Genomic DNA, 16,565 nt, shown 5'->3' with positions numbered 1-16,565 from the left:
TCTGCCCGAGAGTGCCGTCTCAGTACCCACTCCAGCACTCAGACGCGGCCCGCACCCGCAAACGTGGCCGCGCACACGGGGTCACGTCCGTCACGGTCGGGCATTGTGAGCGTGGACCCGGTGAATCCGGGCGGTCTTCGGGTACGCGGACTCCTCCGGTGACGGTGTGCCGATCTCGAACAGGTCGAGCATCAGGATCAGAGGGTAGTCCGGCGCCTGACCGAAACGGCCCACCTCGTCGCCCGCACAGGTGACGACGGTGCCGTCCGGGCCCCAGGTGGCGGGCGCGGGAGCGGTCCGGGGTGGTCCAGTGCGGCAGGTAGTGGTCGATCCAGCGGGCGGGGTCGAGACGGTCACCGGAGAAATCGTCGACAAAGGACATGGGGCCGATTTTACGTACGGTGATCAACGACTGTTACCGAAAGTAGCGCCGGGATCGATCATAATGTGCGTCACAACGGGACGGGACCGGACTGCCGGGGCGGGCCGGGTGTCGTAGCCTTCCGGCCATGCGAGGAACCACCACAGCAGCCATCGCCACCGGTATCCTGCTGGCGATATCCGGTTGTGCCAGCAATGGGTCATCCGTCGAGCCGGCCGCCACCGCGGCACCGATGGTGACCGTCAGCGGTCTCGACGAGGCCACCGCGACCGTCTGCGGCATGGCGAACCACGCCACCCTCGGTGAGGACGGCTACGATCTGGACGTCGCCACCGCTAACAAGATCATTACGGTGGGTGAAGATTCGAAGAGCACTGTCGTCACCTCCGCGGTGAACCTGCTCAAACTGACCGTGCGCAACGCGGAGAGTGTCGCGGGCGAACCGGGGGAGGCGGCCTATGTCGCCCAGATCCGCACCCAGCTGCTCAAGCTCCAGACCACCTGCCAGAACGTGGATGCGCTCGTCACCAGCATCCAGGAGAGCCAGCGTGCCCTGGACAGCGGGGACTGAGCAGGGTAATGCCCCGGGTCGATATATCATGAATTCGGCCCGGGGGTGATCAGCTGTCCGGCCCATGTGTGTTCCCGTGCACGGACGGTAGGTTCACCAGCCACACGTCCACTGGTCCATGGGGGAGCCGTTCACACGTGAGCGAGATAGTGCGGGACGCTCTGCACCAGGTGGAGAGTGCGGCCCGTTTGTACGGGGTCGGTGAGGAGAACATCGCCGGCGTCCGTGAGTTTCTGTCCAGTCAGCACCCCAACGACCGTGGCACCTACGCTTGCGCCGTCCTGGACCGGGTGGTCACCGAGATCGCCTACAACCACCGTACCGAATGTGACGGCAAGGAGTGCCGCACCTGCGACGGCCTGCAGGAGGCCCTGACGGTCGCGGTGGCGAGCGTCCGGGCGATGATCGCCGACGAGATGACCTGGCGCAGCCGCCGCCGGAACCGCCGCTGGTTCTGGAACCGCTGATCCGGCCCCGAGTTCGCATCCGCCCGGCGGTCGCGCCGGCGGCCTGGAGGGACGCCCGCGTCGCGGGACGGGACTGGAGATCCTCGCGGTGTGGGGACCCGGGCGGCGTACCGGAAAAGGGTTCACAGGGGTTTGATCTTCTGTAGTCGATCCGCGTTGCGGCCGTGGTAGCGGGACGGGTCGAAGGGGCCCGGTTCCAGGTAGTTGACGTAGCGGCCGGACGACCAGGGGAGCATCGCGTGATGGCCCGCGTCCACCCAGGTGTAGGCGTCGGCCACCGTTGCCGGGTCCGCGGTCGCCGGCTCCACCAGCCACTGCAGCAGGGTGTGCGCGCCGTGCCAGGGGAACGCGGTCGAACCGGGAGTGATCCGGGCGGGGGCGCCGGTCAGCCGTTTCAGTTTCGCCGAGCCCGGCCGCTTCGCGGTGGAGCGGCGTTGCAGGATCGCCAGGAGCGCGGCGACACCGGCCTCCGGCAGGGGGTGGGCGAAGACGTCGCTCCCGGTCAGCTGGACGGCGCGGGCCTTCGGGGGCTCGGGGGACGGCTCGCGACCCATCGTCGCGGAGATCGGCTCGCGGGCGATGCTCCTGGTCAGGGCGGTCACCTCGGCGTGTGCGTCGCCGCCGAGAACCGCGCCGTTCACCCGGACCGAGAGCGCGCCGGTACGGTCGGAGCCCAGCAGGCAGGCCGACCACGCCTCGTCCGGGGCCACCGTGATCCGGGCCAGCCAGCCGGACACCACCCGGGCCGCGTCCGCCCACGGGTAGACCAGGGAGAACTGGCCCGCCGGCACCGCCGGGCGGGTGCGGACCTGCCACGAGGTGACCACGCCGATCCGCCCGCCGCCTCCGCCGCGCAGCGCCCAGAACAGCTCCGGCTCGCGGACCGCGTCCACGGTCCGTAGCCTGCCGTCCGGCGTCACCACCTCGGCCGCTGTCACGTTGTCGCTGGCCAGGCCGTATGCCGAGGTGCTCCGGCCGATGCCGCCACCGCAGGTGAACCCGGAGAACCCGACCGAACCGCAGGACCCGAGCGGCACCGTGACCCCGTTCGCGGCCAGCGCGGCGCCGACGTCGAGCAGGGTGGCGCCGCCCGCGACGGTGGCGGTTCCCGCGCCGACACCGACACTCCTCAGTGGGCGCACGTCGACGACCAGGCCGGAGGACGTGGTGGACGCGCCGACGTAGGAGTGCCCGCCGCCGCGCGGCACGATCGGCAGGCCCAGCCGGTTCGCGAACGTGACCGCCTGCACCACATCCGCGGTGCTGCCGCAGCGCACCACCGCGGGTGGCCGGATCTCGTCGAAACGTGGCGAGAACAGCCGTCGTGCCTGGTCGTAGCCGGTGTCACCGGGACGCTCCACAGTGCCGTCGAGGCCGTCGGCCAGGGCCCGCCAGTCGGCGTCCTTCGGTGCGGGCGGTGCCACGAAACTCATCAGACCGGCGCTGAGCAGGGCACGACGGGACAAGACCATACAAAATCCTGGCATTGCCGGTACGGGATACCAGGACGGTTTGCCGGAAATGCCTCGCGGGACTGACGCCCGGGCCCGGTGCGCCCATAATTCCCCGCATGTCCATGTACGACTTCGCGACCTGGAAACCGCTGCTGGAGCTGCTGCGCGCGGCGAACCCGGCGGCCGGGCACCTCGCCGGGACGGTCGGCCGCGACGGCGCACACAGCCTGGCCCTGCGCCGGCCCTCCCCGCGGACCCTCGGCCGGGCCCTGCAGATCGAGGACATGCAGGCCGAGTACGACGCGATCGGTCACATCACCGCCGTGCTGGACAGCGACAGCGTCACGTTCGTCGCGGAGCTGCCGTCCCCGGGGCGGGTGGTGCTGCACCTGTTCCGGGCCGGTCCGGCCGTGGAGGGCGGGATGCGGCCCTACCCGCGGTCGCTGCTGCTGGTCGAAGGGGCGGTGCCGGAACCGTGGCGGCGGCTGCCGGAGACGTACCAGGGTGCCGGCCCGGCTCCGTCGGCCGATCCGGCCCTGCTCGGGCGCACCCTGCGGGAGCGGCTGCCGGACGCGGTCCCCGCCGCCGAATCCGAGATCGCCGAGGCAGAGCGCCGTCTCGGGTTCGCCCTGCCCGGCGAGCTGACGGCCGCCTACCGGGTGACCCGGTCCGTGCCGTTCCAACTGGCCGCCCCGGACCGGCTCCGCCTCGCGGACGCGTCGTCGCGGCCCTGCTCGTGGGAGTCCGGCGGCCGGGCCGTGGTGTCCACCCCGCCCGGCGCCGCTGTCCAGGGGCTGGCCGGTTCACCGGGCTGGCTGGTCATCGCCGACAACGGCGGTGGCGACCGGATCGTCCTGGACCTGACACCCGGACCGGCCGGGCACGTCGGCCAGATCATCCTGCTCAGCCACGAGGAGGACGTCGGCGCCACTTTGCTCGCCGATTCCCTGACCACCCTGATCACCCGTGGTGAGCAGCCGCCGTCGCCCGCTCCGGGCGTCGAGGGGCCGCCGCTCGCCGCGACGGCCGGCAGCGCGGCCGGGGCGGAGTCGGTCGCCAGCGACCGGCTGGAGGTGCTGCACCTCGGCTTCTGGGACGGCGAGCCGTTCGACCTGGTGCCGATCCCGCGGCTGCGGGCGCTGACCGCCTATCCGGGCGCGCTGGCCGATCCGCGGTCGGTGGCGGCGCTGCCCGGCCTGGAATTCCTGGAGCTGTCCGCCGCCGAGTGGCGGATCCTGCTGGACACCGACGCGGTGCCGGCCGGGCTGCTGACCGCCGGGATCGAGGTGGCCGGGCGCCCGGACCCCCTCCCGATCATCGACGTCGCCAACCGCCTCCTGACCCGATGGAACCGCCCGCTGATCACCCGCCGGATCATCGAGGGCGAACTCTAGGTCCGGTGTGGCAGCGACCTCAGGCGGTGTGGCGGTCCGAGGCTGCGTAGGCGGCAGCGGCGGTGAGCGCCGAGACGGCCAGCACCGACGGCCAGGAGCCGATCTTCTTCGCCAGCGGGTGGGACAGGGCGAACGCGCCCACGTAGGTCGCGACCAGCGCGCCCGCGGTGACCGGGCCGGCCGTCCGGTACCACTGCCGGCCGGCGGTGACACCGCCCGCGAGCAGCACCGCCCCGCCGAGGGGACGGACACCGGTGCGACGGGCGATCTGCCAGCCGCCGATCAGGGAACCAGCGGCGATGGCCGCAGTCGGAACACGCATGCGACGAACCTACACGCTCCCGATCGGGATCCAGCTATGGTTGTCTGGGATCCAATTCGGGAGGTCGCGTGGCCGTCAGTCGCATCATCGCTCTCACCCTCGGCTGGGAGGACCTGCCGAGATCCGCCTCGGTGCACGGGGCGTCGCGGGCCGAGCGGGTCCGGGAGCCGGTCCCCGGGCTGCTGCTGGAGACCGATGACGGGTGGCTGCTGCTGGACACCGGGTTCAACACGGCGCTGCTGCGGGATCCGGCGTTGCGGCGGCGCTTCTACCCGAGCCCGAACTATCAACCGGAGCTGCCCGGTCCCGGGGAGCCGCTGGAGGAGGCCCTGGACGCGGTCGGGGTGGCCCTGGGTGACATCACCGCGGTGGCGCTCAGTCATCTGCACGTGGATCACGCCGGTGGGCTGAAGCACTTCGCCGGGCGGGTGCCGGTGCACGTCCAGCGGGCCGAGCTGGACTACGGGCTGGCCAACCACCCCGAGCCGGAGCGGTACTCGATGGCCCGGATCGACTACGACGACCCGCGCATCGACTGGCGGACGGCCGACGGCGACGTGGAGATCGCTCCCGGCGTGACGGCGCTGCTGACCGCCGGTCACACCCCGGGGCACCAGAGCTTCGTGGTCGACCTGAAAGGCGGCGGGGGGTACGTCTTCGCCTGCGACGCCGCCGACCTCACCGAGAACATCACCGGCGAGCGGGCCATCGGATCGTTCCTGGGGGTGACCCCGGAGCAGACCGTCGAGCAGATCCGCCGGCTGAAGGACATCGGCGCGCGCCGGGGCTACCCGGTGATCCCCGGGCACGACCCGGTCGCGTGGCCCGCCCTGACGGCCGAGCTGGCCGACCGATTCCCGGTCTGATCCGCCTATGGCGCCTCGGTGGATCCGCGGATAATATTTTGGGATCCAATCCGCTGGGTTTTGGACCCGAGGAGGCTCACGTGACCGCTGTCAACCGTCCGGTGGAGGCGACCGATCTCAAGGAGTCGCTGCTCGGGCAGCCGAGTGCCGAGCCGCTCAGCGGGGAGATCCCGGTGCGCAGCCGGCTCGACTTCGCCACCGGGGACAGGCGTGTCGTCTCCGGCGTCTGGGAGTCCGAGTCGGGCACCTCACGCTGGGAGTTCCTGACCCGCGGCGAGATCATCCACGTGGTCGCCGGGCGCATGGTCGTCACCGAGGACGGCGGCGAGCCCGTCGAGGTGACCGCCGGCTCCACGGCTTACTTCCCGATCGGCTGGCAGGGCGAGTGGACCGTCACCGAGCGGCTCCGCAAGGTCTTCGTGGTCTTCAAGCCGTGACGGGGGAGCAGGGCATGCGGGAGCTGATGGTGCGCGGCCTGACGCTGGAGTCCGAGGGGGTGCTGGCCGTCGACCTGGTCGACCCGGCCGGCGCCGGCCTGCCCGACTGGGCCCCCGGCGCGCACGTCGACCTGGTGGTCAGCGACGGTTCGGTCCGGCAGTATTCGTTGTGCGGCACCCCGGGCGGGCAGTCCCTGACGATCGCGGTCCGGCACGAGACCGCGGGCCGGGGTGGCTCCGACTGGGTGCACCGCACGGTGCGGCCCGGCGACCGGGTCGGCGTGCGCGGGGTGAAGAACCATTTCGCCCTGGAGGACGCGCCGGAGGTCGTCCTGATCGCCGGCGGGGTCGGCATCACCCCGCTGCTGCCGATGGCCGAGGAGCTGGCACGCTCCGGCCGCACGTGGCGGCTGGCCTACGTCGGGCGCGGTGCCGCCGGGATGCCGTTCCTGGGCCGGGTGCGCGCGCTCGGCCCGGCGGCGGTGGTCCACGAGACCGCGGTGTCCGGCCGCCCGTCGACGGAGGATCTGCTGGCCGGGGTCACGTCACAGACGCTGGTGTACGTGTGCGGCCCGGCCTCGTTGATCGAAGCGGTCGAGAAGGCGCTCGACGCCGACGGGCTCGGCGACCGGCTGCGTGCCGAGTATTTCGAGGCGCCCGATCTGGAGGTGGCGGAGCCGGGGTCGTTCACGCTGAAACTGGAGCGATCCGGGCTGGAGCTGGCGGTGCCGGCCGGGCGCAGCGCCCTGGAGGTCGTCACCGAGGCGGGTGTCGAGGTGCTCAGCGACTGTGAGGAGGGCATCTGCGGCAGCTGCGACACCCGGGTCCTCGCCGGTGAGGTCGACCATCGAGACCACGTGCTGACCCGCACCGAGAAAGCCGCCAACAACTGCATGATGCTCTGCGTCTCCCGGGCCCTCGGCCCACGGCTGGTGATCGATCTCTGACCCCGGGTGGTCACCGCGTGGTAGTGACGGTGGGCGTGCTGGTCGTTGATGACCACCGCCTCCGTCACTGCGGTTTTCGGGGTGGTCGCGTCCGCCCTGACCCCGTGCGGGGCTAGGGCGGCGGCACTCGGCCCGAGATCGCACTGCCCTGTCTGATGGCCGTTTTCGGGTTGCTGGCTCTTGGGTTCGACCGGGCGGACCGTGCCCGCATCCGGACCGAACTGCGGGCACGCCGGCTCCGCGACGGGATCATCGGCCGGTGGTTGCCCGGACGAACAGGTAGGCGCCGACGGTGATGCCGAACGTCACGATCACCGCTCGCAGAATGTTCGCCGGGAGTTTGCGGGCCACCCTTGCGCCCAGGTAACCGCCGACGACCGTGGCCGGGGCGATCACCGCAACCGCCGCCCAGTTCACCGGGCCGAAAGCGCTGTACACCAGAATCGTCACCACGCCGACCAGGGCGGACAGCAGATTCTTCAGGGCGCTGACCCGGGCCAGCGTCTCGTCGAGCACCAGCGCCAGGCCGGCCACCAGCAGGACTCCGAGCGCCGCGTTGAAATAGCCGCCGTACAGCGCGCACAGGAACACCGCCGTATGCAGCATCACCGTCGCCCGTTTCGGCGACACCTCCTGCGGATGCCCGACCAGTCCCCGCAGTTTCGCCTGGAACGCCAGAGTCAGCGCCGCGCCGATCACCAGGAACGGCACCACGAAATCGAACACCCGGCGTGGCGTGTTCAACAACAGCACACAGCCGCAGAGCGCCCCGAACAACGCGGTGGGTAGAACCCGCAGCACACGCCGGCCCTGACCGGCCAGATCGGCGCGGCTTCCCACCACACTGGACGCATATCCCGGCGCCACCGACAACGCGTTGCTCACATTGGCGGCCACCGGTGGCATGCCGATCGCCAGCATGCTGGGAAACGTGATCAGCGACCCACCACCGGCGATGGCATTCACCATTCCCGCCGCCAGCCCGGCAATCAGCAGCAGCGCCGCTTCACCCCAGCCCATCATTCCCCACTTTCACAAGCTTTTCCCAACCCGTTCTTTCAACCCGGCGACGGTACGTCCACCGCTCACGTCCTGGTCATCCGCCATCCCCGGACCGGTTGCCCCGGCGATTTCAGAACGCTGATTCACGAACGGGGCGCTCGAATTCGGGCCGGGTGAATGCGATCCGGCCGCCGACCATGGTCGCCATGACGGTGATTTCGTGGAGGGCGTCCGGGTCGGCAGTCAGCGGATCGCCGGACAGGACCGTCAGGTCAGCGGGGTCGCCGGGCCTGATTCTCCCGGTGCCGGGCCCGCCGGTGATCCGGGCCGCGCCGACGGTGAACAGCTCCAGCGCCTCCACCGCGGTGACCGCCTGCTCCGGCCCGAGCGGACTCTCCCGCCCGCGAACATGCCTGGTCCGCGCCTGCCACATCCCGTGCAACGGCGACATCGGCGGCCCCGGCCCGTCCGAACCGCCACCCACCTCGACACCGGCGTCCAGCCACGCCCGCAGCGGATTCGCGGCCGCCGCCCGCTCCTCACCCAGCCGATCGACCAGGCCGAGCCCGAAATCCCACTGCAGAGCCGGATGAGCCGAAACCCGGACACCGAGTTGCCGGGTACGGCGCATCGCCTCCCGGCTCGGCCCCAGATAAGCATGAATCAGGTGAAAACCCAGCCCGGCGATCGGATTTTCACGATCAACTTCTTCGAGCACCTCGAGTACGAGATCAATCGCCGCATCCCCCACCGCGTGCACCCCGACACCACGTCCGGCCCGTGCCGCGTCCCGGCAGTGCGCGAGCACGACATCCCGGCTCAGAGTCTGATTCCCGTGGTAGCCGGCTGGGGATCCGCCGATTGTGGGCCAGGGCGTGGAGAGCAGAGCGGTGCCGAGGGAACCGCCGCCGTCCAGGAAGAGTTTGGTCGGACCCCGTACCAGCAGATCGGGGTCTGTGGTGTCCAGACCGCAAGCCACGGCGGCCCGGTCCAGATCGGCGAAGCCGGTGCTCTCCGAACCCAGCGGCATCGCGGTCACGCGGAGCAGGAGGATCCCGGTGCGGGCGGCGTCGGCGTAGGCGGCCAGTTCGGCGGCGGTGACCGCCGGATCCATCGCGGTGGTGATGCCGTGCGCGAGGAGTTCCCGCTGGCCGGCCCGGATCCAGCGGAGGTGGTCGGCCCTGGCCGGGGCGGGGATGACGGCGCGGACCAGCGCCACCGCGGGATGCTCGACGAGCAGGCCGGTCGGTTCACCGTCCGGATCGCGGTCGATGCGCCCACCCGGCGGATCCGGGGTGGCGGCGGTGATCCCGGCGTGACGCAGCGCAGTCGTGTTGACCAGCGCATCGTGTCCACGCCGGTCCAGCAGGACCCCACGCCCGGGAGCGGCGGCCTCCAGTTCGGCGGCGGTGGGAAGCCGATTCTCCGCGAGGTCTGGGGGATCGAGGTCGTCGTCCGCCTCGATCCACCCCGCACCGGGGTGCGCGGCGGCGTGCTCACGAATCCGGCGCTGCACGTCACTGATCGAGGCCGCCCCGGTCAGCGAGACGCGAGACGCGCGCCGTCCGGCCCAGAGCAGATGCACGTGGCTGTCGACGAACCCGGGCACCACCGTGCCATCCACCGTGACCTCAGGGGCCCCGTCCGGAACCGCGACCCGAACCTCCGCGAGGTCACCGACCGCGACCACGCGCCCGTCGACGATGCCCACTGCCGAGACCCGAGGTCGCCCCGGATCAAGAGTGACGACATCCCCGACGATCACCAGCCCGTCATTCACACGCTTCCTCCGGTCGGTGCGGGACAAGTTTCGATACTTCTACCGTTTTGATATGGCCCACTGCGGGACGGTTCGAGGGAGTGGCCCGGGTAGCGGCTGGGAGCCTTTCGCTACCCGGACCACGCCCTGGTCCGGAAGCCGACCGGGATCTGGTCTCGAGGGGCCGGGAAAATAGCGTGCCGGGGCTGATCCGGACGGCTCAGATGACGGCTGCCACGCCGTCGGCTCTGGGGTCGCTTGCCGCCGACAGGGCGCCGGACCTGAGTCGGGACACCTGGATGTGGCCGGCGTCGTCGTGTGGGGACGGCGTCGTCTCCACTGCCAGGTTCAAACCGGTGGCTGTGCTCGTCAGCTCCTCGGCGCCCGGGGTCTCCGGCTCCATCAGCAGCGTCGGGACCTCGCGGTCGATCTCCCGGGCCCCGATGATCCACCTCGGGCGGGCCAGCAGACCCGGCAGGTCGTCCGAGGTCAGGACGTCACCTGCCACCTGGGCCAGGATCCACGGCTGGGAGCGGCCGCCCTGGCAACCCAGCGCCACCACCGCATCTCCGGAGACGGCGACCGTGGGACACAGGGTGTGCGGTGGGCGTACTCCGGGGGCGATCCGTCCCGGGTGATCCGGGTCCAGGCTGAAGGAGGAACCCCTGTTGTGCAGGACCAGGCCGGTGTCCGGTTCCAGCAGGGCGGAACCGAAACTCTGGAACACGCTCTGAATCAGGGTGACCGCGGTACCGGACGCGTCCACCGCGGTGACCGCCACGGTGTCGCCGGCCGGCTTCACCAGATCGGCCGGCGGGAATGGTGACTGCGTCCGGAGCAGCAGGCCGTCCACGTCGATCGGGCCGTTGCGGGGGTCGCCGAGCAGGGCGTCGCGGGCCAGCTGGGCCTGCCTGGCGTCGGCCAGCAGATCCGACGAACCCTCGATGGCCAGGAACGTCGCGCCCTGGACGGGCGGTGGGGCGGCGTACCAGAAAGTGTCGCCGTCGACCGCGACCAGCGGTGTGGTGATCTCGGCCCGGTGGGCGGTGAAATCGCCGGCCGACAGGGGACTGCCCAGCCGGTTCAGGCCCTCGACCAGGCGGTGTGCGAGGTGGCCGCGGTAGAACGAGCGCCAGTTGCGGCCGATGGCGGCCAGGGTCTCGGCCAGCGCGGGCTGGTGCAACGTGGACACCGGCTCGCCGGACCCGTCCAGCAGCAGCGCGGACAAGCCGGGGTCGGCGCGGACGGCGTCGATGCGGTTGAGGATCGCGCGGTGCAGGCCGGGGCTGACGGCCACACCGCCGGTGGCCAGCGCCCGGGCCGGAGCCAGCAGCTCGGCGAGCGGCAGGGACGCGCCGAGGCCGTGCAGCGCGGCCCAACCGGCGACCACACCGGGCACGGTCACCGTCTGCGGCCCGCCGAACGGCATGCGCGGCCCGGCGGCCCGCAGCGCGTCCACGTCCACGGCCGCCGCGGCGGCACCGATGGAGAGCACGGCTTGCGGTTCGCCGCCGGACGGGCGCACGACGGCGACCAGGTCACCCCCGACCGAACATTGATGCGGGTACGCCACGGTCAGCGCCGTCGCGGCCGCCAGCGCCGCGTCCAGGGCGTTCCCACCGCGCGCGATCACCGCCTCGGCGGCCTCGACCGCTGCCGGGTGCGGAGCCGCGACCGCGACGGCCATCAGGCGTCCCGCTTGATGAGCACGGTCCGGGCGAACGAGCCGTCCGCGTCGACCAGCTTGGCCGGCAGACACACCAGCTCGTACTCGCCGGGCGGCACCGCGTCCAGGTCGGCGTTCTCCAGGATGATCAGACCGGCGCCGAGCAGGTGGTGGTGGGCGTCCCAGGTCTCGGTGCGGGTGAAGCTCTCGATCGTCAGGTAGTCGATACCGATCAGTTCCACACCCTGCGCGATGATCCACTGCGCGGCCTCGGGGGACAGGCCCACCCACGACGGCGCCCGGTCGACCTCCTTGAGAGGGCCGGCCGAGTTGGACGTCTTGAGCAGCACCCGCTGGTGCCCGGCGACCCCGGCGGCCTCCAGATCGACGACGGTGATGTCGCCGCTGACGGCGGTCAGGTCGGCGACCAGGGCCGGGCCGATCAGGGAGTGCAGGTCGAGCTTGTCGACGGGGGTGGCGCCGTCGACGAAGTGGGCGGGGGCGTCCACATGGGTGCCGGTGTGGGTGCCGAGCCGCCAGCGGGTCACGTTGGACGCGTCACCGTTGGCGAGGGACTCGACGATCTCCACCTCGGGTTTGCGGCCCCAGTGCAGCATCTTCGGGTGGATCGGGAGGGTGATGTCGAAGATCTCCACAGGAGGTCCTTTCTCAGACGGGGCGGTGGGCCGACGACGGCCAGGGTTCGCGGACGGCGGCGGCGACGGCCTCGGCGGTGGTGCGGACGCAGCGCTCGAACTCGGATCTGCCGTGGTCGGCGTTGGCCTCGGCGACGTCACGGCCCCACACGCCGGTCTCGCTGACCTGGTCCATCCGGTAGTCCCAGAACGAGTCGACGTCCAGGTGCGAGGTGGCCTTCTCCATGCGTACCAGCTCGGGGCGCAGGTGCAACATGACCGAGGTCTCGAAGAAGTTGGCGTGCATCAGCCCGCGGCCGAACTGGACCCGGCCGTTGACCTCCGGGCCCGGGTACATGGTGACGTAGCCGAGCGCGCGGATCCGGGAGTCCTTGTGCCGGACCCGCAACTTCTCGGCCGACACGTCGAGCGAGCCGTTGTTCCAGATGTGGCCGTTGAGCAGGATGAACTGACGGACACCGCTGGCGTGCAGCGAGTCGATCACGTCCTCGACCACGGCGATCAGGGTTTCCGGGCGCAGCGCGATGGTGCCGGCGAAGTCGCCGTGCGACCCGGACACGCCGTAGCTCAGCGGTGGGATCGTCGGGACGCCGGTGACCCGGGAGACCTCCTCGGCGACGGCCTGGCAGATCACCGTGTCGACGTTGAGCGGCAGGTGCGGGCCGTGCTGTTCGATCGCGCCGACCGGGATGATCACCGCGTCGGTGCGCTCGGTGATCTCGCCCGCGTCCTGCCAGGTCATCTCTTCCCAGCGGTTCGGCTGCTCACTCATTGTTGCCTCCTTCAGTGGTCACCACAGCCGCCGGGACTTCTCGGGCAGCAGGTCCAGGGCGCGGACGGCGATGACCTCGTCGGTGTCGGGTGCGGTCAGCCAGACGGTGGCGTCCGGGCTGTAGTCGCTGATCAGTTCGCGGCAGACGCCGCACGGTGCGATGACCCGGAACGTGTCGGCCGGTTTGATCTGCACCGACACGACGCTGACCACCTCGCCGAGGGCGATGCCCGCGACCCGGGCGGTGCCGAGGGCGACCCCCTCGGCGCAGATCGAGCTGCGCCGGCAGGAACCCTCGACGTGCACGCCGGTGTGGATCGAGCCGTCCGCGGCGCGCAGGGCGGTGGCCACCTCGTGCCGGCCGTGCACCCACACCCGGCCGAGGATCTCCTCGGCCCGGCGCAGCAGCTCCTCGTCTTCCGCGGAGAAGCCGGCAGGGGCCGTTACCGGGGTGATCACAGGCCCAGGATCCGAGCCATGTTCCCGCCCTCGACCAGCGCGCGGTCCGCCTCGTCCGGGACGGCCTTGGCGATCTTCATGCGCTCCAGGTCGAAGTCGGAGCCCGGCCACTCACTGCCGAACAGGATCTGGTTCGGGCCGAGCCGCGCGTACGCCCGGCGCACGTCCGCGATCAGGGTCGCCGACGTCTCCAGGTAGATGTGCGGGTTCCGTTCGGCCACGATGATCGCCTCGGGCACGTTCCACACGGCGCCCATGTGCGCGATGATCGTCGGCACGGTCGGGTGGCCCTTGGCGATCTCCTCGATCGCCAAGGGCGCGCAGAACGCGTCGTCGAGGGCGTTGATCAGGATCGGCATGCCCAGCTCGGCGCACTTCTCGAACACCGGGTCGAGCAGGCCGTGGTCGGCGACGTGGTAACCGTGCATCGACGGGTGCAGCTTGAGGCCGGAGATGCCCATGTCCTTCATCCGGGCGATCTCGTCGAGGGCGTCGTCGGCCTGCGGCATCACCTGGCCGAAGCCGATGAACCGGTCCGGGTGGGCCTTGACCAGGCCGGCGATGAAGTCGTTCTCGATGCGCTGGGCGAGCGAGCAGACCATCGCCATGTCGACGCCGGCGGCATCCATCCGGTCCAGGATGCGCTTGGGGTCGAACGGGGTGTACGGCGGCGGCGCCTGCCCCGGCTTGGCTCCGGTGAGGTAGTCGGAGCGGCCTCGCACGTCCTGGGTGGTGTTGTACGCGTCGATGATCATGAGGTGCCTTTCACAGGGATCAACGGCAGGTGGCAGCGGACCTCCCGGCCCGGCTGCACCTCCCGCAGGACGGGAGCCTCGGTACGGCACATGTCGGTCGCGTACCGGCAGCGGGTGTGGAACGTGCAACCGGCCGGAGGATCGGCCGGGTCCGGCAGTTCGCCGGTGAGTTCGATGCGTTCCCGGCGCGGTTCTTTCGACAGGGCCGGGACACTGGAGAGCAGAGCTTCGCCGTACGGGTGGGCGGGGCCGGCGAAGAAGTCGTCCCGGGACGCGATCTCGATGATCTGCCCCAGGTACATGACGGCGATCCGGTCCGCGATGTGCCGGACCACGCCCAGGTCGTGCGAGATGAACAGCATGGTCAGGCCACGTTCGCGGATCAGGTCGGAGAGCAGGTTGATGACCTGGGCCTGGATCGACACGTCCAGCGCGGAGACCGGCTCGTCGGCGACCACGAAGCGCGGGGACGGCGCGAGCGCGCGGGCGATGCCGATGCGCTGCCGCTGGCCGCCGGAGAACTCGTGCGGCTTGCGGGTGCCGGCTTCCCGGCCGAGCCCGACCTGGTCCAGCAGATCGTCGACGATTTTGCGGGCCTCGTCCCGCCCGGTGCCGCGGGCACGCAGCAGCGGCTCGGCCACGATGTCGGCGATGCTGCGGCGCGGGTTCAGCGACCCGAACGGGTCCTGGAACACCATCTGCAGGTCGGCGCGGGTCTTGCGGAACACCGTGCCACGTAGCTTGGTGATGTCCGCGCCGAGGTAGCGGATCGCGCCGCCGGTCGGTTCGGTCACCCGGACCATGGCCCGGCCCAGCGTCGACTTGCCGCAGCCGGACTCGCCGACCAGGCCGAGCGTCTCACCCTCGTAGATCGTCAGGTCCACGTCGCGGACCGCGCGCACCCGGCGCCCGGCCGAGCCGGTGAACTCGACCCGCAGGTCCTCGATCTCCATCAACGGCGTCGGACTCACTGAGCCACCTCCTCCAGGGCGCCCCGCGCTCGGGCCCGCCCCGCCTCGTCGAGCACGCAGGCGTCCAGGTGCGCTTCCCCGGCGTACCGCCGCTGCAGTGGGGGTGTCTGTTTTTGACAGGCCTCGTGCACGAACGTGCAGCGGGGGGCGAACGCACAGCCGTCGGGGCGGGCGACACCGGTCAGCGGGCTCCCGGCGATGGCCGGCAGACGCGACACGGCCGGGCCGTCCACCCGCGGGACCGAGGAGAGCAACCCCATGGTGTACGGGTGTTGCGGGTCGAACAGCACCTCGTCGCGGGTGCCCTGCTCGATGATCCGGCCGGCGTACATCACGGCGACCCGGTCGGCGACCTCGGCGACGACGCCCAGGTCGTGGGTGATCAGCACGATCGTGGTGCCGTGGTCGCGCTGCAGACGCTTGAGCAGCCGCAGCACCTGGGCCTGGATGGTGACGTCGAGCGCGGTGGTCGGCTCGTCCGCGATCAGCACCGCCGGGTCGTTGGCGAGTCCGATAGCGATCATCACGCGCTGCCGCATGCCGCCGGAGAGCTGGTGCGGGTAGGCGCGGGCGGCCTGTCCCGGATTGGCGATGCCGACCTCGCCGAGCAGTTCCTCGGCCCGTTTCGAGGCGTTCCGCTTGCTGATCCTCCGGTGCGTGCGGATCATCTCGGCGACCTGGTCACCGACGCGCTGGGTGGGGTTGAGGGCGGCGAGCGCGTCCTGGAACACCACGGCGATGTCCTTGCCGCGCACCTCGCGCAGCTCCTTCTCGCCGGCGCCGACCAGGTCGCGGCCGCCGAACAACACCTCGCCGCCGATGTGGGTGCGCGGACCGCGGTTGAGGCCGACCAGGCTCATCGACAGCGCCGACTTGCCGGAGCCGGACTCGCCGACCAGGGCCAGGATCTCGCCCTTGCCGAGGGTCAGGTCGATGCCCGCGACGGCCGGCAGCCGCCCGCCCGGCACGTCGAACCCGACGGTCAGCCCGCGGATCTCCAGAAGGGCCTCGCTCATAGCGCTTCCAGCGCCTGGTCGATGACTTTCAGGACGTCGGCGGGGCGGACCCGCGGGGTGAAGTGGCTGCCCGGGACCTCGCTGGTGATCATGCCGCCGCGGGCGGCCATGTCGCGCTGGATGTCCGGGCGCAGCGTCCTGTCCTCGGCGGCGACGAGATACCAGGCTTTTTTGGTACGCCACGCGGGCTCGCCGGTCGGATCGGTGAAGATCCGGTTGTCGCTCTGCCGGGACTCGCTGTCCCAGATGTGCCGCTGGGCGACCGGGACGTCCCAGCCGATCTCGTTCCAGTACTCGTCGGTGTGCTCGGACTTCCACTCGCCGTTCGGGCCGCGCCGCATGTACTTCGACACCTCGGCCGGTGGGTAGCGCTCGACGATGCCGTTGACGGTCTCGCCCTCGTCCGGGGCGAACGCGGCCACGTAGACCAGGCCTTTCACCTGGTCGGAGCGGCCCACGTTGGTGATGACCGCGCCGCCGTACGAGTGGCCGACCAGCAGCACCGGGCCGCCGATCGACTCGACCACGCCCAGGGTGTGCGCCACGTCGTCGGTGAGCGAGGACATCGGGTTGGTGATCAGGGTGTGCGGGCGGTCGCCGAGCAGCGGGACCAGTTCCGACCAGGTGGTGGGGGTTCCGCCGGCGCCGTGGACGAGGACGATGTGCATG

General features: G+C 71.1%; 19 protein-coding genes. 6 read left to right on the top strand and 13 right to left on the bottom strand.

Annotation, left to right across the window (positions count from 1 at the left end; translation table 11 throughout):
• Positions 1 to 90 precede the first annotated feature (90 nt).
• Positions 91 to 357 (bottom strand): hypothetical protein, encoded by a 267-nt coding sequence (locus Aco03nite_RS29365; protein WP_203800364.1) that lies wholly within the window; start codon positions 355 to 357, stop codon positions 91 to 93.
• A gap of 152 nt (positions 358 to 509) precedes the next feature.
• Between Aco03nite_RS29365 and Aco03nite_RS29360 the strand changes: the two genes are divergently transcribed.
• Both Aco03nite_RS29360 and Aco03nite_RS29355 read left to right on the top strand, forming a co-directional pair.
• Positions 510 to 953, top strand: coding sequence for a hypothetical protein (locus tag Aco03nite_RS29360; RefSeq protein ID WP_203800363.1), 444 nt, complete (start codon positions 510 to 512; stop codon positions 951 to 953).
• 137 nt (positions 954 to 1,090) lie between these two features.
• Complete coding sequence (locus Aco03nite_RS29355) at positions 1,091 to 1,420, top strand: hypothetical protein (RefSeq protein WP_203800362.1); 330 nt, start codon at positions 1,091 to 1,093, stop codon at positions 1,418 to 1,420.
• A 122-nt stretch (positions 1,421 to 1,542) separates the two neighbouring features.
• Here the strand turns inward: Aco03nite_RS29355 and Aco03nite_RS54220 are convergent, their stop codons facing one another.
• Positions 1,543 to 2,892, bottom strand: coding sequence for an FAD-binding oxidoreductase (locus Aco03nite_RS54220; protein WP_203800360.1), 1,350 nt, complete (start codon positions 2,890 to 2,892; stop codon positions 1,543 to 1,545).
• Between the two features lie 98 nt (positions 2,893 to 2,990).
• Here Aco03nite_RS54220 and Aco03nite_RS29345 point away from each other — a divergent pair, with 98 nt between their 5' ends.
• Positions 2,991 to 4,268, top strand: coding sequence for an SMI1/KNR4 family protein (locus Aco03nite_RS29345; protein ID WP_203800358.1), 1,278 nt, complete (start codon positions 2,991 to 2,993; stop codon positions 4,266 to 4,268).
• 19 nt (positions 4,269 to 4,287) lie between these two features.
• On the opposite strand, the gene Aco03nite_RS29340 is transcribed toward Aco03nite_RS29345, so the two are convergent.
• Positions 4,288 to 4,590, bottom strand: a complete 303-nt coding sequence (locus Aco03nite_RS29340) for a hypothetical protein (RefSeq protein WP_203800355.1) — start codon at positions 4,588 to 4,590, stop codon at positions 4,288 to 4,290.
• 68 nt (positions 4,591 to 4,658) lie between these two features.
• Between Aco03nite_RS29340 and Aco03nite_RS29335 the strand changes: the two genes are divergently transcribed.
• From Aco03nite_RS29335 to Aco03nite_RS29325, 3 genes are all read left to right on the top strand, one after another.
• Positions 4,659 to 5,456 (top strand): N-acyl homoserine lactonase family protein, encoded by a 798-nt coding sequence (locus Aco03nite_RS29335; protein WP_203800352.1) that lies wholly within the window; start codon positions 4,659 to 4,661, stop codon positions 5,454 to 5,456.
• An 80-nt stretch (positions 5,457 to 5,536) separates the two neighbouring features.
• Positions 5,537 to 5,893 (top strand): cupin domain-containing protein, encoded by a 357-nt coding sequence (locus Aco03nite_RS29330; RefSeq protein ID WP_203800350.1) that lies wholly within the window; start codon positions 5,537 to 5,539, stop codon positions 5,891 to 5,893.
• Positions 5,894 to 5,907: 14 nt separating this feature from the next.
• Positions 5,908 to 6,840: a PDR/VanB family oxidoreductase gene (locus tag Aco03nite_RS29325; protein WP_203800348.1), complete on the top strand. Its 933-nt coding sequence runs from the start codon at positions 5,908 to 5,910 to the stop codon at positions 6,838 to 6,840.
• A 249-nt stretch (positions 6,841 to 7,089) separates the two neighbouring features.
• Here the strand turns inward: Aco03nite_RS29325 and Aco03nite_RS29320 are convergent, their stop codons facing one another.
• The 10 genes from Aco03nite_RS29320 to Aco03nite_RS29275 form a co-directional block, all read right to left on the bottom strand.
• Positions 7,090 to 7,860 carry a sulfite exporter TauE/SafE family protein gene (locus Aco03nite_RS29320; RefSeq protein WP_203800346.1) on the bottom strand — a complete coding sequence of 257 codons (771 nt, stop codon included), beginning with the start codon at positions 7,858 to 7,860 and terminating at the stop codon, positions 7,090 to 7,092.
• 112 nt (positions 7,861 to 7,972) lie between these two features.
• A complete protein-coding gene (locus tag Aco03nite_RS29315) occupies positions 7,973 to 9,622 on the bottom strand; it encodes an amidohydrolase (RefSeq protein WP_203800344.1) in 1,650 nt (549 codons plus the stop codon).
• 199 nt (positions 9,623 to 9,821) lie between these two features.
• On the bottom strand, positions 9,822 to 11,288 hold the full coding sequence (locus Aco03nite_RS29310; RefSeq protein WP_203800342.1) for a gamma-glutamyltransferase: 1,467 nt from the start codon (positions 11,286 to 11,288) through the stop codon (positions 9,822 to 9,824).
• A complete protein-coding gene (locus Aco03nite_RS29305; RefSeq protein WP_203800340.1) occupies positions 11,288 to 11,923 on the bottom strand; it encodes a cyclase family protein in 636 nt (211 codons plus the stop codon). The genes Aco03nite_RS29310 and Aco03nite_RS29305 overlap by 1 nt, the downstream gene beginning before the upstream one ends.
• A 13-nt stretch (positions 11,924 to 11,936) precedes the next feature.
• Positions 11,937 to 12,695 (bottom strand): creatininase family protein, encoded by a 759-nt coding sequence (locus Aco03nite_RS29300; protein WP_203800338.1) that lies wholly within the window; start codon positions 12,693 to 12,695, stop codon positions 11,937 to 11,939.
• 18 nt (positions 12,696 to 12,713) lie between these two features.
• A complete protein-coding gene (locus Aco03nite_RS29295) occupies positions 12,714 to 13,154 on the bottom strand; it encodes a cytidine/deoxycytidylate deaminase family protein (RefSeq protein ID WP_203800337.1) in 441 nt (146 codons plus the stop codon).
• Complete coding sequence (locus Aco03nite_RS29290; protein WP_203800336.1) at positions 13,151 to 13,909, bottom strand: amidohydrolase family protein; 759 nt, start codon at positions 13,907 to 13,909, stop codon at positions 13,151 to 13,153. Before Aco03nite_RS29290 ends, Aco03nite_RS29295 begins: the two co-directional genes overlap by 4 nt.
• Positions 13,906 to 14,880 (bottom strand): ABC transporter ATP-binding protein, encoded by a 975-nt coding sequence (locus Aco03nite_RS29285; RefSeq protein ID WP_239145525.1) that lies wholly within the window; start codon positions 14,878 to 14,880, stop codon positions 13,906 to 13,908. Before Aco03nite_RS29285 ends, Aco03nite_RS29290 begins: the two co-directional genes overlap by 4 nt.
• Complete coding sequence (locus tag Aco03nite_RS29280; protein WP_203800335.1) at positions 14,877 to 15,896, bottom strand: ABC transporter ATP-binding protein; 1,020 nt, start codon at positions 15,894 to 15,896, stop codon at positions 14,877 to 14,879. Before Aco03nite_RS29280 ends, Aco03nite_RS29285 begins: the two co-directional genes overlap by 4 nt.
• Positions 15,893 to 16,564 (bottom strand): alpha/beta fold hydrolase, encoded by a 672-nt coding sequence (locus tag Aco03nite_RS29275; protein ID WP_203800333.1) that lies wholly within the window; start codon positions 16,562 to 16,564, stop codon positions 15,893 to 15,895. The genes Aco03nite_RS29280 and Aco03nite_RS29275 overlap by 4 nt, the downstream gene beginning before the upstream one ends.
• Position 16,565 lies beyond the last annotated feature (1 nt).

The organism is Actinoplanes couchii (assembly GCF_016862075.1).
Classification (GTDB): domain Bacteria; phylum Actinomycetota; class Actinomycetes; order Mycobacteriales; family Micromonosporaceae; genus Actinoplanes; species Actinoplanes couchii.
The sequence above is the reverse complement of the archived record's forward strand: the minus strand, read 5'-3'. Positions and strand labels throughout refer to the sequence as shown.

Bases quoted from the DNA above. Each gene is read 5' to 3' on its own strand.
- Aco03nite_RS29360 (WP_203800363.1), top strand. From the start codon at position 510: ATGCGAGGAACCACCACAGCAGCCATCGCCACCGGTATCCTGCTGGCG.
- Aco03nite_RS54220 (WP_203800360.1), bottom strand. From the start codon at position 2,892: ATGGTCTTGTCCCGTCGTGCCCTGCTCAGCGCCGGTCTGATGAGTTTC.
- Aco03nite_RS29345 (WP_203800358.1), top strand. From the start codon at position 2,991: ATGTCCATGTACGACTTCGCGACCTGGAAACCGCTGCTGGAGCTGCTG.
- Aco03nite_RS29340 (WP_203800355.1), bottom strand. From the start codon at position 4,590: ATGCGTGTTCCGACTGCGGCCATCGCCGCTGGTTCCCTGATCGGCGGC.
- Aco03nite_RS29325 (WP_203800348.1), top strand. From the start codon at position 5,908: ATGCGGGAGCTGATGGTGCGCGGCCTGACGCTGGAGTCCGAGGGGGTG.
- Aco03nite_RS29320 (WP_203800346.1), bottom strand. From the start codon at position 7,860: ATGGGCTGGGGTGAAGCGGCGCTGCTGCTGATTGCCGGGCTGGCGGCG.
- Aco03nite_RS29310 (WP_203800342.1), bottom strand. From the start codon at position 11,288: ATGGCCGTCGCGGTCGCGGCTCCGCACCCGGCAGCGGTCGAGGCCGCC.
- Aco03nite_RS29300 (WP_203800338.1), bottom strand. From the start codon at position 12,695: ATGAGTGAGCAGCCGAACCGCTGGGAAGAGATGACCTGGCAGGACGCG.
- Aco03nite_RS29290 (WP_203800336.1), bottom strand. From the start codon at position 13,909: ATGATCATCGACGCGTACAACACCACCCAGGACGTGCGAGGCCGCTCC.
- Aco03nite_RS29280 (WP_203800335.1), bottom strand. From the start codon at position 15,896: ATGAGCGAGGCCCTTCTGGAGATCCGCGGGCTGACCGTCGGGTTCGAC.
- Aco03nite_RS29275 (WP_203800333.1), bottom strand. From the start codon at position 16,564: ATGCACATCGTCCTCGTCCACGGCGCCGGCGGAACCCCCACCACCTGG.